This window comes from Rhodococcus sp. 4CII, assembly GCF_014256275.1.
GTDB lineage: Bacteria > Actinomycetota > Actinomycetes > Mycobacteriales > Mycobacteriaceae > Rhodococcus_F > Rhodococcus_F wratislaviensis_A.
The window spans coordinates 6,882,913-6,897,077 of the sequence record NZ_JACCFE010000002.1; the positions used below are offsets into that span (position 1 = coordinate 6,882,913).

A 14,165-nucleotide genomic window follows, 5' to 3' on the forward strand; every position below is an offset into this window, starting at 1 on the left:
TCGGTCACAAGGTCATTCCTCCGGCACCCCGACCTTCGGTTCGACACATCCATCCTTCCAAGACATCCGGCGAATGGACGGTCTTCTCGCTCGCCTTTGGGGCGTCCGGCCCGTGACGTCGACCGCGCCCGTACCGACGTCGGCGGCGGTGGTGACGTGGAGGATGTGTCCGACGGCGTCGGTGTCGACGACATCTCCGACCATGTCCACCGTGTCCCCGACCGGAGTGATCCGGTGAGCCTCGTTACTGCCGGCGGTGACCAGGCTTTTGTCGTCGGGCGGTCATGGCCACCACACACTGGAAGATGGGGCGCCGGTGAATGACGAGCACGGTTCGTCCAGGGAAGGTGCCCTCCCGGGCGGTTGCGGTCGACGCGGGCGCTGGAATCGCGTTGTCGTCGATGTGGTGTCCACCGGGACGGTCACCCGGGAGGTCCGAGCCGGCCGGGCGGTCAGTTCGGGACGAGTGCGGCCGGCAGGATCGGGGCGGTCAGGGGTGTGGCGCCGGGTATGCCGACCCGGACGAGGTTGTCGACGGCCGGGTGCGTGGCGCCGGCCGGCCCGGCGGCGTACGCGTCGAGGAGTCGAGTGGTGATGGCGCTGATGATGCGTACCACTTCCGGGGCGGCCGTCCCGGGTTTGGTGCAGCCCGGATCCAGTCCGCAGATCCACCACTGGGTGCCGGTGGAGAACACCGCGGCTCCACTCGGGGTGGTGTAGTAACTGGCGTCGGCGAAACCGGTTTTGCCCTGGCAGGTGAGCGGTGAATGGAACAACGCTTCGATCGGGCGCGGCGTCGGCACGTCCAGGTCGATCTGCGCGTACTCGTTGCCGACCATGCCCGGCAGTTTCTGCCTGTCGGCCACGATCCCGTCGAGGAGCCAGTTCTTCGCGTCGGACACCACCATGTCCGCCGTGACCGGGTTGCACTGGTAGTAGTTGCCCAGGATCACGCTCTCCGGCCGCGGATTCGGTGAGCTCCGCCATTCCTGGGTGGCGTCGAGCGGATGAGTCCTACTGGCCGGGTCCTCGTCGAAGGACTTGTAGTCGACCTCGACACGGTTCGCGCCCACCGGCGAATCCTCGAACCGGATGTGCCGGTACATTTCGTTGCCGCCGAGGAACGCGAGGTTCACTCCCTGGTCGCGGGCGGCGGTGACGTTGTTGCGCATGTTCGCCGACCAGTACTCGTCGTGCCCGAGGGTGATCACCGCCGCCGCCCCGTCCAGCAGGTGCGGGTCCGCGTGCAGATCGACGTCGGTGACATACCCGAGCGGACGCCCGGAGCGTTCGGCGAAGAGCAGGAACGGCATCTCGAAGTAGAGGAAGTCGCCAGCGCCCTGCATGGTGTCGGACTGGTAGGGGCGGTCGAAGCTGACCGCCCGGGACCGTTCCGATTTCTTCCCGCTGGGGCTGTCGTAGAGGCTGTAGCCACCCCACCGGTTGTAGGCCTGCCAGGTGGTGACCGCGTTGACGACGACGATACGGCCGGCGTTCGACGGGGTCCGCACCGTGACCGGGACGAAGCGGCCGACGCCGGTGTCGCCGTCCAGTCGCAGCAGGTAGTCCCCTGGGTCCCACCCTTTGGTGTCGACGGTCAGGGTCGGCTGCCACTGGGCGGTGATGGTGTTGGTCGAGGGCTTTACCGCGGCGGCCGGTTGCTGCGATCCCGGGTGCGGATCCGACCGCCACACCTGGCGGGCCTCGGATCCGAGATAGTTCCCGATCCGGTAGGCGGTCACCGTGAAGGTGCGGGCGGTGGTCGAGACGTACAGGTGCAGCGGCTGTCCCGGGGTCACGCTCGTCTGATCGGCGTACCCCTCGATGGCGTGCTCGGAGCCCAGGTTCGCGATCCGCCAGTCCGGTGTCCCCTGAGGCGGCGGTGCGGCGGCCGCCTCAGGGGTGGACGTCGAGGCCTGCTCGGGTACCGCGTGCGGGGACATGGTCTGGCACGCAGCGACAACCCCAGAGACGAGCACGAGAACCGAGACGAGGACCGTGCGGCGGCGATGAGTGAGCATCGCAACATTGTGCCCGGTCACGGTGAGCTCCCCAGGGGTGGTGTGGCCGTATCCGGAAAACGCTCCAGGCGGCGCGAACCCGATTCGCCGAATGCGGTAGACCTCAACGATGGTCCCTGTTGCCACGACGAGCGCGAGGGCGGGGACGAGCGTCGTGAGCGGACGTGTCTGCCGCTCGCGGAGATGGACCGCGGTGACGGCCAGTGCGGGCAGGTAACCTGCCAACAGGGCGAGCACCACGGCTCCGAACAGCAGTCACTACGGGGAGGTGAACCCGGACACGCTCACCGCCGGTGCCCTTCCCCGCACACCGACGCGGTGCGAGTCGGTGCTCGGTGGGCCGGTAGGTATGGCACCACTTTACGAAGGTGTCGGGGCGCGAACTCCTGTCGCTGCCCGCCGGACCCCGACGGTGCGGGTTTCCGGTGCTCGCGCAGCATCTCGGTGGGGTCCCGTCCGAAATTCCGATTCGACCGGGTCATGGTGTGCCTGATGCACAGCGTGGGGCCCGTCGGTCGGCGGCAACGAGTAGAACGGTGATTGTGAGAGATCAGGAGTTCTGCGGGTGCACGTGTTGACCGATCTGTCGTTGCTGTCGGGGCCGGTGCCGCTGGTGGTGACCGTCATCGGAGGCGTGGGAGGAATCTGGTTGCTGACCGGGCGGGCGAGGTGGTTCCGTCGCCGGGCGATACCGCTGGCCGCCGCCGGGGCCGGGGTTCTCACCGGTTGCCTGTGGTTCGGGGTGGAGCGGGTGTGGCGTCCACTTCCCGACCCGATCCCCCTCACCGTCTACCTGTGGGTGGCCCTGGCGCTGTGGGCGGTGGCGTTGCTGGTGCCCCGCATTCTCACTGCCACTCGCCGGGTCCGGGCGGCGGCGGTGTCGGTGGTGGCCGCTGTCGCGGTGGTCGTCGCCGGCGCCGTCCAGGTCAATCTGTTCTTCGCTGCGTATCCCACGGTCGAGACCGCCGTCGGGCTCGAGCAGGCGACCCGCATCGACTTCCGGGCGGTTCCCCCGCCCACGCCGACACCGATCTCCGGTCGCCCCGTCGAATCGGTCTGGACACCACCGGCGGACATGCCGAGGTCGGGCAGGGTGACGGCGGCAATCATCCCCGGTGACCGTTCCGGGTTCTCCGCTCGTCGCGCCGAAATCTATCTTCCCCCGGCCTATTTCACCGAGCCGCGACCGCAGTTTCCGGTACTGGTGCTGCTGGCCGGCCAACCCGGCCAGCCGAAGGACTGGCTCACCGGGGGCCGGCTCGCCGCCACCATGGACGACTTTGCCCGCCATCACGGCGGGCTCGGACCGGTCGTGGTGGTCGCCGACTCGACCGGGTCGACCTGGGGCAACCCGCTCTGCGTCGATTCCCGTCTCGGTCACGCCGCCACCTACCTCGCCGAGGATGTGCCCGCCTGGACCACAGCGCACCTTCAGGTCGATCCCGACCCGGGCGGGTGGGCGATCGGCGGACTGTCGTTGGGAGGAACCTGCGCGCTGCAGATGGCCACCAATTACCCCCAGAGATATCCGACCTTCCTGGACCTCTCCGGAGACCCGGAGCCCACCCTCGGTGATCATCAGCGCACCCTGGACGCCGCGTTCGGCGGCAAGCAGTCCGCGTTCACCAGGGTCAATCCCCTCGATCTGCTTGCCGCGCATCGCTATCCCGGCTCGGCCGGTGTCTTTGTGGTCGGTAGTCACGACGACCAACTCAAACCGCGGATCCGCACAGCCAACGACGCCGCCAGGCGGGCGGGGATGGACGTGTCCTATGCGGAGGTCCGCGGTGGCCACAACTTCGCCGTCTGGTCCGCCGGGCTGTCCACCGAGATGGACTGGCTGGCGAGACGGCTCGGGCTGATCTCCTGACCCTTCGGCGTTCAGCTGCCTGCGGATGCTGCAGTTCGTTCCGGCGAGGCCAGGGATCGATGATCGGCGCACACCACCTTCGCCGCCGACCACAATTTTCGGGCTCAGCTGTGCTGACAGTTTCGCTGATCCTGCAGCCGCACCTGCACCTCCCCCTGTGCTGCGAAGGGGGCGGGGCCGGTGCACACTTGTTCTGATGGAGGTCCCTCTCTCGTCACGTCTTCGATCCTTTCCGCGGGCCGCGTGGACCTATGTTCGGCGGGCACCCGGTACCTACATCTGGCTGGCGATACTCCTGGTCACATCGGTGGTGATGAGGCACCTGCCCCCGGACGTCCTGGACGTGGTGCTGGGTAATCGTTCGACCAACTTGCATCATCTTGCCGAGGACCCGGTTCGGGTACTGATCTCGAGCGCCTTCTGGCTCGCCGGCGGCGGCTGGTTCACCTACTTCATCTCGTTCAACGTCTTCCACGTGCCAGCGGAGCGTTGGCTGGGGACACTTCGGTGGTTGTGCGTGGTGGTCATCGCGCACGTCGGTGCGACATACCTCAGTGAAGGGGCGCTGTACTGGGCGATCCGCCGCGGCTACGCTCCCGCGTCCGCGGCCGCCACCCTCGATTACGGTGTCAGCTACGGACTGGCCGGGGTGATTGCGGTGCTCACCTACCGGATCGCCGCGCCGTGGCGCTACCTCTATGTCGCGGGGGTGCTGACATTCTTCGGGGTCCCGCTGTTCGTGGATCTGAACTTCACGGCGGTCGGGCACTTCGCCGCGGCACTTCTCGGTCTGGGGTGTTACCCGCTTGTCCGGTCACGCCCGGGCACCTGGTCCCCGGTCGAGGTGGTCCGAAATGCGCGGAGGTGCGGGGCGAGGCGTAGACAGTGCCGCTTGCGGAACCCTGCGGTCGCCCGATAGGCCGGGGCAACGCCGGCCGCGAGCCACCGAACGACACCTTATCGGTGCACTCACGTTCGATCGCCCGCGACGAGCGCACTCCGGTGGTGTCGCCATAGAGCAGGATCCGCACCATCAGCCGCGGATCGTAGGGCAGTGCGCCGCGGCCGTCGGCGTATGCGGCGTTAGATCCGCGACAGGTCCAGGCGCTCGTCGACCGGCTTGTCCACCGGACTTCGCCACCGCAGAATGCGTATCGATTTGCCGTTCGGGTTCAACCTCGAACAACCCATTCCCACCGAGATCATCAGTGGTGGGTTCGGTTCGCAGGGGGCGAGAATTTTCGAGGACCGCCCCGACCTCGACCACCAGCGCGCCGCCGGGGACCAGCGCAACGCCGTCGACGACCGCGGTGCCGACACCCACACCGTGACGTTCGCTCTCGACGAACATTGTTCTTCGCCATGGGTATCGAGTCGCGGCTTGCCCGAATTCCGTGACAGATGCGGCAGGCGTGGCCCTCGACTCGAGGGCGGCGCCGACGCCGGCATGCGCGGCAGGAAGAATCCGTGGCGAGGAGTCATCCTCCTCGGCCGCTCGACGTTCCACCGATTCGGGGGACGGCGGCGATCCCCGAGGCGACGGTTCGGCTTCAGCTCGAGCGCTGACCGCTTCCAGGCTCACCGGGTCAGCGCCCTGCATGGCATCGGCCGCCCGATACCGATCGGGCGGCCGATGAGCTCTGTTACGACGTGACGGATTAGTTGAGTTTCTGTGGTACACCGTAGGTCGTGACGGTGTCACCCTGCGCGGTGACCGCGGTCGCGTACGGCCGGATGGTGACCGCCCCGAGCGCACCGGAGATGGACCCGTGGATGCCCTGCAATCGCACGCTGGCGGCCGGTCCGTCGAACGACTGGTTCTCCAGGAGCGGAACGGTGGTGATGCCGCCGGGCTTGAGGTCGATGTCCAGTTCCTGGGACGGGATGATGTCCCCTGCGAGGTCGGCGTGGTTCGACGCGTGCAAGTCCAGCGAGGGTGTCGGGACGAGGCCGAGGTCGATTCCGTTGCTCGCGCCGATCACGAACCCGAGGCCGGGCGAGTGAAGCACGATGGTGGCGCCGGACAATGCGATCGGGTAGCCGATCTGGTAGCCGATGGCGAGTTTGGTGCCCTTGAACCCCGCGGCGTTGGGCCCGGTGATATTGACCCCGGCGTACCCGTTGTGGAAGAACTCCACCGACGTGGGTACACCATCGAGTGGTGGAACGACCTGGAACTGGGTGTCGCCCTGTAAGACCTCGATGCGATTGCCTCGCGCGTCGACGACCGAACTGGAATTGTCCACCCCGGCTGAGGCGGTGCCACCGCCCATGACAACCGAAAGGACGGCGATCGCGGCCACCGCCAGTGTTCGCTTCATGCGCTTGTGCCCGGTCCGTGATGGGCTGACGTTCGTCATACCGACCCCATTCATGCTGGATTCCCGACGAAATGTGTAGGTGCTGAGGGTAACCAGTGAGAGGGGAGGATGCTCGCCGTATCAGTGAAATCGGTCTTCGAATCGCGTCCGCGAGGATTGCTTCCCCGCGAGTGAGCACACCGAAGGCTCCCACCGGTGATCTGGGGTCACCACCGGCGGGAGCCCGATTGCACCGGGGGTCCCGCCTTCTCCTCGGAACGATCCCCGGATGTACTGATGTTCGGCTACAGCGATCGACAGATCTTGAATGTAATTCCACTGCAAACAGATACGGAACGCTCCGGCCCGGTGATTCTCAGCGTAGTCTCAGCCACACCCGGCAGCCAGTGCCGCTGCCGACGGGCACTCCCGGTCTCTCAGCGTCCTCACAGGGTGTCGGGTGCATACTTCGCAGTCGACCTGAGTTCGTCCAGCCGGTCCGGCGTGCAACCGAAGAACGGAGACTTATCGCCACCCACCGAGCGAGGGTAGTTGCTCACTCGTGCAACAGATTCGGCGGCCTGTCGGCTCTTCGCGCAAGGGTGTCCGCACGACATCGAATCGCTTATGACGTTTCGCCAGAATAGATCTCGTGCTGTGAGGGTTCTTCCGGTGCGGTGTGACGCTCGGGTGGGCGCGGTCATGTCGACGTTTGTATGGTGGGGGACCGGTCCAGATTGAGCGTCGATGGTGTGGGGTAGCTGTGCGCTCCCTGCGGATCCGCCGAGCCCGCCCCAAACTCGGCACCGGGTGAGGTAGTCGCACTTCCTGGAGCGGTGGCAGGTAACAGTTAGATTACGGAGCGGTCACGAATCGGGTACCCTCGACAGGGGTCGACGCCACCGGGCTCCGGGGATCGATATGCCCACCCGCCAGCGCCCACGCCGCGCATTCGCAGGAAGCAGAGTATGACGACGCACGATTATCGACGGATTGCCGGCGGCATCCTGTGGACCCTTGCCATCGGGTATCTGCTATCGGAGACCCTGACTGCAGAGGCGTGGACCACGCCGTACAGCTTCGTCTACAACTCGATCAGCGACCTCGGTGTCACCAACTGCAGCCAGGTGTGTTCCCCGCTTCATTCGTTCATGAACCTGTCCTTCGTCGCCATCGGATTCCTGATGACGGTGGGCGCGATTCTCCTACGCGGACACCTGCCGCGCGGCCGCCTACACCGATGGACGATGACCCTGGCAGTCGTCACCGGACTGAGCACCGCTGCGACGGGGCTGTTCCCTGCGAACTACGGGCCCCTGATCCACCTGGCCGCCGTGCTGCCCGCGTTCGTGGCTCGACACGTCGTGCTCGGCCTCGTCGCGTGGGGACTGTGGGACCGGAGGCGATGGACGGCGATCTGGTCGACCGTGTGCGCTCTCGCCGGACTTGCCGGTGGGATACTTCTCGCCTTTCCGAATGTGCACTTCGGCCTGACCGAGCGGATCATTCTGTATCCGTTGCCGATCTGGATGGTGGTGACCGGGGCGATGGTGTTGCTGTCGATGGTGCGCGGAGCCGCATTTCCTCCGCTGGAGGAGAAGGCTGATGCCCCGCGTCGTATCTCCGCGGATCCCGCGGCCGACCACGGTCGGCGTCTAGCGGGTCACGTCAGTCGGCCGGCTGGACAGCTGGCGCCTCCGTGTCGAGTTTCCTGATTCGAGGGCTCCTCGGGATATCTGCGGCCCCCATCACGGACACCGAACAGCCGTTTACTCCAGATCAGTCACACGACGGCGGCGATGTTGACGAGTAACAGGCTGGGAAGTTCGTCGTCGAATGCCTCTTTCACATGAATCTTCGACGTCCGGAGCTGAATAGTCCCCACGGCCAACCAGAAGCAGCACGATCGCTCGGATCATTCGGTCGATCGCGTGCAGGCGCATGTCAGCCGATCCCGCAGCAGGCGCCGATGCGGAACCTCCGGGGGCCTAATCGGCCGGTCCCGAGGCTTTCGACGGGCCGGGAAGGAAGTTGGCGCAGCGCAGACACCCGCCATGCTTCACCCGCCGGCGTGTCCACCCGCGACCGGCCCGCAACGCCGGTTCGTCCGGGGTCGGTGAGTCCTTCTGCTCCTCCGGAAGCCGGAGCGGCATCCGCCGACGCGACCATGACCGCGATCGGCAGACGGGGCCAAGTGACCGTGATCGCGAAGGGCGACGACGCGGCACTACATTGTGATTTCAGCGTCCTGGACCCATCCAGAGCGACGATCTCGTCAAAAGAGGTCACTCTGGCGCCGAAGGCGACGCAGACCGTCAAGCTCACCAGCATCCCCTCGGGGGAGCCTCTGCACAGTCGTCATGGATTGCACCGGCCAGAACACGACATCGGTTGAAAGCGTCGCAGTCCGTCCTTCGCCCGACCCCGCTGATCTGATCGACCCCAACAGGGAGACTGCCGAACGCCGAAGTTATTGAATTCGTTCCACACCAATCACGTCGGAAACAACGGCCCATCATCGCGAAGACCTCGCACACCTGCATCCACCACGCGCGGGCCGAACCCGCCCACGTGCTTCCGGTGGAGGTGAGGCGACATCGAGCACTGACCGCAGCACCGAGCCCCGCGTCGCCTGTGGTGAGGATAGGTGCGCCGCCTCGTATCGGTTGCAGCGAACGACGGCGGCTTGCGAATAGTATTTCAGCGCAATCCCATAAGGAAGGACGTACGTCGCCGTTCTCAGCGCGTTCTCAGCGACCACTCCGTTCCCTGAAGCTGCTTGACCCTCCACACAGGTGGACGTGACTTCTCAGCGTTTTCACAGGAGTCGAGATGCATACTCCGAGAGGCGAACTGTGTTGTTGGTGGGTGGCCTCGAAAGAGTCCCGCTCGCACTGCTCTCTCCATTTCCGATCTACGTATGCAATCAGCGGCCGCGCGACGGCAGGCGAAGCAATGCCCCGATCGCCCCGAGCCGGGCCACCCTCGGTACCCGCGCCCCTCCGGCGAGTCCGCCGGTATTACCGCCACCGCCGCCGGCGTCGAGGGTCCGGTTACCCGGCGGCGGCGCGTTGACCACTGCCGGGCACGGGGGATCTTCTCGTGCTCACCGTCGACGACGGTGTGAACAGCGAGGTCGTCCGCCTCTACACCCAATTCGCGAAGGACACGGGCATCCGACTCATCTATTTCGTGTTCCGTACGGCAACCGGAACGATGCGGTGGCCCCGAGCCTCGGATACACCGTCCCCACCCTGTGGTTCGGATCCTTGTCCGACTCCCAGCTGATCACCGAGGACTATCTGATGCAGATGGCCGACAAGTACTTCACCCCGCAGGCAATCGTCATCGGACACCTCAATTACCTGCCCGTCACCCACGTGTATCCGCATCTCGTCCAGATCATCCGCGACCGCAAACTCCGAACCGTCACTCTCCACGACGTCTTCCTTCAGCCATAACGGTTGTCGGATCGCGGTCTTCATACGCAAGGCCCAACGGCGACCCAATCGTGCGCCCCGTGGTTCATTCGGACGCGTCCCAGCACGGTGTCGCTCGTTCGAGATGGAGCATTGTACGACCCGATGTCAGGGACGCTTTTTCCTCAACGTTCTCTCAACCACACTTAGCGGTGCGTAAAGGAGCGGCACCAGTGAGGGCTGCAGGACGCCGCGTGTTTGCCCGCGCCGGCGGTCGCGGTGGCCGTGTTCGGAGCCGGGACCGGGACGCGGTCGTGGATGAACGCATTGTCTCGGTCCGCCAGAATCTGGCACTGATCGTCGACCACGCCGCCCTGGTTCCGGGGATCGACCGGGCAACAACCATCAGCGGTGGGGAAGTGCGAAGAACCAGCTGCAATACACCGCCGCGCCCGCACCAAGGCAACCGGGACCTCGTCTATCTCGCCGGGAACAACATGGACCTGCGAACCTGGCCACCGCACTGGTTGTCTTTCGCTGCTCTCGGGCCATTGCCCCTTGGCCGTCGGTGCCGCCGGTATCGTCGGCGGCCACTGGCCTCCGGCCGGACCAACCTCCTGGTTCCGGTACCGAGCGAAATCCCGGCCCTCCTCGGCGCGGCAATCGGCACGGGCGCCGCGTGCACGGACACGGCGTCCGCCGGTGATCCGATTCCACCGACCATGTACCTGTGGGCGGGCACCGACCTGTGCTTCGATGCTGTTGCTACCCAAGAGTTCTGACCGCGTCGGCGACATTGCCCTATTCGGTGCGCCCGCCGACGGCTCCCGCCGCTGCTCTGGATAAGCCGCCGGCGGGAGCCGAATCACGAGGGCCATCTCTCGCCAAGGAATGGCACCCGAAGCGCTGACTCGTATCGGTTGCAGCGATAGTCAGCGACTCGAACGTATTCCATCGCAGCCTTTTCCGAAACCGGCTGACGACTATTCTCAGCGTGGTCTCAGCGGGTGCCGAACGGTGTACCCGCGCCAGCCGCTACCGCCGGACGGACGGTCACCGCCACTCAGTGTCCTCACAGGACCCTGGGTGCATACTCGAGCGGGGCCACCGAAATCCTCCGGCGAATGGAGCGCGACACCGTGATCGCGGCCATAGGCGTGGGGAGGACACCGGGACAGGCCGGGTCCGCCCGCGGAGGAAGTAGACGACGATGCCGATGAAAACTACGATGTGGCACATCGGAATCCTCGTCGCAGCGATCATCGCTGCGGTCGCCATCTATCTCGCCGCAGCACTGTGCTGGATGGCATTCCGGCGCTGAAGATGTGACGACAATGTGGGGGAGGGGACGCTTCTTCCGGCGCCCAGCCGGTCATCGTTCGGACGCGCGCGCCGATCCCCTGCGCACCCACGCCCCCAGGCAGGGAGTGGACGGATCCGGGTGCGCCTTCGACCCTCCACCTACGCGCACCGGCCGCGGCACGTGATGTGTCCGAACGCATGTGTCCGAACACATGGTGAGTGCTGCGATTCAATCGGTGGGACCGCAACGAGAGCCATCGTTGGGTGCGGGCAGGTGGTTACACCCGCGCGGCAATCGGTCAGCCGGCCGGTACTGCTATCGGACGGCGCCGGTACCGGGGTCGAGGGTGAGGACGTCGTTGTGCGGGTGGGCGAAGTCGAACAGTCCGGCGAGCGAGCCCGCCTGCTCATCGAAAGACGAGTCACCGATCCTGCCGGTGTTCCAGTTGTCCTCGATTAGTTTGAGGATCGACGTCTGATCGGTGCGAGTGTGGTCGACCGAGTTGACCTTGCTGAACGGTGAGATAACCAGAAGTGGAAGTCGCGGACCGTAACCGCACCGGTCCGCATACCCACCGATGACCGGCGCCGAACCGCACAATGCCGGATCATCGACCGCCTGGTCCTGGGATCCATTGATGATGTCCGGCGTCTTGTGGTCGTACCAACCATCGGAGTCGTCGTACGCGATCACCACGGCGGTGCTACTCCATTCCGGCGAGGACTGGAGTTTATTGATGGTGTCGACGATGAAACGCTGCTCGTCGAGTGGATCGGAGTAGCCTGCGTGACCGTCCTGGTAATTCGGCGCCTTCAGGAAGCTGACGGACGGCAGGTTTCCCGATGTGCGGGCGGTGTCGAAGTCCGTCAGATCGTATTGGTGGTTTGCCTGATCGCTCTGCCCGATATCGGTGGCCGACGCCGGCGGAAGGTGCTTCGGGTTGCTGGTCGACTGAAAGTACTGAAACGGTTCGTGGTGGGGGTTGTAGTCGGTGGATTCCTGGCCGGCGATGCTCATGTGCTTGGCACCGCACACCGGCAGATCATTCTTGATGGACGTGGGTCGGAATCCGCCCTGGAACCAACCCCAGCTCACGCCGTTGTCGTTGAGGAGGTCGCCGATGTTTCTACCGCTCATCGCAAGAAGGTTTTTCTGCGTCGTATGACTTGCGTTGGAACAGTCGTCGAACGCGGGATCTGGATCCTCGATCGCGGTGCCGACACCGGCGGCGTCGACGGAGGCCACTACCGACGGGTCGACGGTAGGTTGGTGGGTGTCGGACGTGACTGCGTGACCGCCGTGGGTCTGGCCCGAGACGAGGTTCAATGCGCCCGGAGTCGACGGTCCGAAGACGGTACCGAACGAGTTGTCACTCATCGCGTAATGCTGTGCGTAATTCCACAGGCCAGTGACCGTATTTCCGTCGTAGTAGTCCATGACAAGCCCGTTACGGCCGTAAAGTCTGGGGGCTTTAGTGCAGTCCGCGACCTCGGTGTGTTCGACGAACTTGTCCATTGCGCCGCCGTTGAACGCTTTCTGCTCATCCGCGTACTCGTGGTCCTGGTCACACGTGCCGGCCTGGGTGGGCTGGAGGCGCTGCGGTTGCTCGGCATTCGGATTCTGGTGCAGTAGTGCGGGGGTGAGTCCGTCGATTTCCGGTGTCGTCGGTTCGGGCATGAACGGAGTGCCATCGGTATTGGTTGCCTTCGGATAAGTGCCGAAGTAGTGATCGAACGACACGTTCTCCTGAAACAGGACGACGAGATGTTTGATCGGCGTCGACGTCACCACAGCCGATGCCGGCGCAGCGGTGCCCTCCCGCGCAGAATCCTGGGCCGAACCGTCATCGCCGCATCCACCAGCAGTGAGCAGAGCTACGCATCCGGCCGCGACGCGGACGGTCATCTTCTTCACAAATCGGTCCTTTTGTTGCGCCACAACCAAACCGTCAAGGCCAGGGTAGCTCGGCGTCGGATGATTTGCGCGGGTCGCCACCCTATGGATTCCTGGCGGCACCGCACGGTTCGCCGCCATCGGCACCGCACCCGCCACCACCTCTCGGCGCCGGACGGTGGCCGAGACGCCCGCGACTTCGCCCGTATCGCGAACCGCGCTCTCCAGGGTCATGCTTCCGGGGCAGCGACCATGCCACCCAGATACGGGGGGGCGTACTCGGAACCTCTCTCGAGTTGGTCAGATGGTCGTGACACTGGAACGGAGATCGGCTGTGCCACGATAAGGCCTAAGGGATAGCCTGGACGGACCGCTATGGTGGACTCGGCCTGGCACCGGGCGCGGGCAACTTGGTGATGTCCCGAGACCACACCGAATTCGGTTGATGAGCAACCAGTTCCGGTTTCACATTCGGTGGGTGTGAGGCCTGGCGGCGGCGGTCCCGGTCTGGTTTCACCTCCCTGGCCTGCTCGAGTTCCGCGGCCAGCCGCGCATTCTCCGCAACCAACTCGCTCTCGGTGGGCCCGGCCGCGGGGCTTGGGTCCGCGCGGCAGCGAGAAAACCGGCGAGCGCACCCCGTTGGCGACGCGACTCGGTGAGCAACGACGAATGCAGGTTCTCACGTAGGATGGCCCCCGCTCACCATGCTCAGCGCGCTCGTATTCCTTGGGCGGCGCAAGCCTCTTCCGCCCACTGCACTGCCCTCTCGCGACCGGGGGTCAGGTGCCTCGCCGGGGTGCATACAGACTGGATCGCACCCCGGTCCGCGCCCGGTCGCTACTCGATGCGTCCTACTGCCCGCGCCGGCGAGCATCTTTCGTCGACAGCGAACGCCTCACGGTGTGGGTGGCGTCGGCGATGTCGTCGACGGTGCTGTGCCGGTCCCCGACGGCGCGGTGGTGGTCGATGTCGGGGCGGTCCTCGAACCGTCCTCGCCCTGCTGCGGACCGGATCCGACGTGGCGCCCATCGGGCCCGCCACGCTGATCATCGCGCATGTGGTGCCCGTGGCCGTGCATCGAGTGACCCCCGTGCCCACCGTGGTTCCATGACAGGCCGGTCGCCAGGCCTACGCCGAATCCGACGCCCAGGACCAGTAGTCCTCCGATTATCAGCGTCCCGATCCTCAGCAATCGCGATGCCCGCCACTGCTCTTTCACGCCGTCGCCGCCCGGAGGAGTCGGTGTGCTTCGGGTGGCCTCGTCTGGTTCGCGCGCCGCGTCGTCGTGCGTCATGTCCGGTCCTTCGCTGGATGCATTGCCCTTCCCGCGCGAGCATAGGAGCGTTTCCTGGTAACCAG

8 protein-coding genes and 3 pseudogenes are annotated in these 14,165 nt (G+C 65.6%); 6 read left to right on the forward strand and 5 right to left on the reverse strand.

What is annotated here, in order from left to right; genetic code table 11:
• Positions 1-452 precede the first annotated feature (452 nt).
• Positions 453-2,258, reverse strand: coding sequence for a N,N-dimethylformamidase beta subunit family domain-containing protein (locus tag H0B43_RS32625; protein ID WP_312033637.1), 1,806 nt, complete (start codon positions 2,256-2,258; stop codon positions 453-455).
• Positions 2,259-2,586: 328 nt separating this feature from the next.
• Here H0B43_RS32625 and H0B43_RS32630 point away from each other — a divergent pair, with 328 nt between their 5' ends.
• Both H0B43_RS32630 and H0B43_RS32635 read left to right on the forward strand, forming a co-directional pair.
• Positions 2,587-3,891, forward strand: coding sequence for an alpha/beta hydrolase family protein (locus H0B43_RS32630; RefSeq protein ID WP_185724170.1), 1,305 nt, complete (start codon positions 2,587-2,589; stop codon positions 3,889-3,891).
• 196 nt (positions 3,892-4,087) lie between these two features.
• Positions 4,088-4,810, forward strand: coding sequence for a rhomboid-like protein (locus H0B43_RS32635; RefSeq protein WP_185724169.1), 723 nt, complete (start codon positions 4,088-4,090; stop codon positions 4,808-4,810).
• Here H0B43_RS32635 and H0B43_RS41895 read toward each other — a convergent pair.
• Positions 4,762-5,007: pseudogene (locus H0B43_RS41895) on the reverse strand (transposase); the annotation flags it as partial. The gene H0B43_RS32635 and the pseudogene H0B43_RS41895 overlap by 49 nt on opposite strands.
• A 31-nt stretch (positions 5,008-5,038) precedes the next feature.
• Between H0B43_RS41895 and H0B43_RS32640 the strand changes: the two are divergent.
• Entirely contained in the window at positions 5,039-5,545 is a 507-nt protein-coding gene (locus H0B43_RS32640; protein WP_185724168.1) for a hypothetical protein, read from the forward strand.
• Between the two features lie 4 nt (positions 5,546-5,549).
• Here the strand turns inward: H0B43_RS32640 and H0B43_RS32645 are convergent, their stop codons facing one another.
• Positions 5,550-6,251 (reverse strand): MspA family porin, encoded by a 702-nt coding sequence (locus tag H0B43_RS32645; protein WP_185724167.1) that lies wholly within the window; start codon positions 6,249-6,251, stop codon positions 5,550-5,552.
• Positions 6,252-7,159: 908 nt separating this feature from the next.
• Here H0B43_RS32645 and H0B43_RS32650 point away from each other — a divergent pair.
• From H0B43_RS32650 to H0B43_RS32660, 3 genes and pseudogenes are all read left to right on the forward strand, one after another.
• Positions 7,160-7,906: a DUF998 domain-containing protein gene (locus H0B43_RS32650; RefSeq protein WP_185724166.1), complete on the forward strand. Its 747-nt coding sequence runs from the start codon at positions 7,160-7,162 to the stop codon at positions 7,904-7,906.
• A gap of 1,263 nt (positions 7,907-9,169) precedes the next feature.
• Positions 9,170-9,652, forward strand: a pseudogene (locus H0B43_RS32655) (polysaccharide deacetylase family protein); the annotation flags it as partial.
• A gap of 272 nt (positions 9,653-9,924) precedes the next feature.
• Positions 9,925-10,392 carry a hypothetical protein gene (locus tag H0B43_RS32660; protein WP_185724165.1) on the forward strand — a complete coding sequence of 156 codons (468 nt, stop codon included), beginning with the start codon at positions 9,925-9,927 and terminating at the stop codon, positions 10,390-10,392.
• 836 nt (positions 10,393-11,228) lie between these two features.
• Here the strand turns inward: H0B43_RS32660 and H0B43_RS32665 are convergent.
• Both H0B43_RS32665 and H0B43_RS43280 read right to left on the reverse strand, forming a co-directional pair.
• The gene (locus H0B43_RS32665) at positions 11,229-12,818 is read right to left on the reverse strand and encodes a phospholipase C (RefSeq protein ID WP_185729718.1); all 1,590 of its coding nucleotides are present in this window, start codon (positions 12,816-12,818) and stop codon (positions 11,229-11,231) included.
• Positions 12,819-13,203: 385 nt separating this feature from the next.
• Positions 13,204-13,311, reverse strand: a pseudogene (locus H0B43_RS43280) (IS3 family transposase); the annotation flags it as partial.
• Positions 13,312-14,165: the final 854 nt, after the last annotated feature.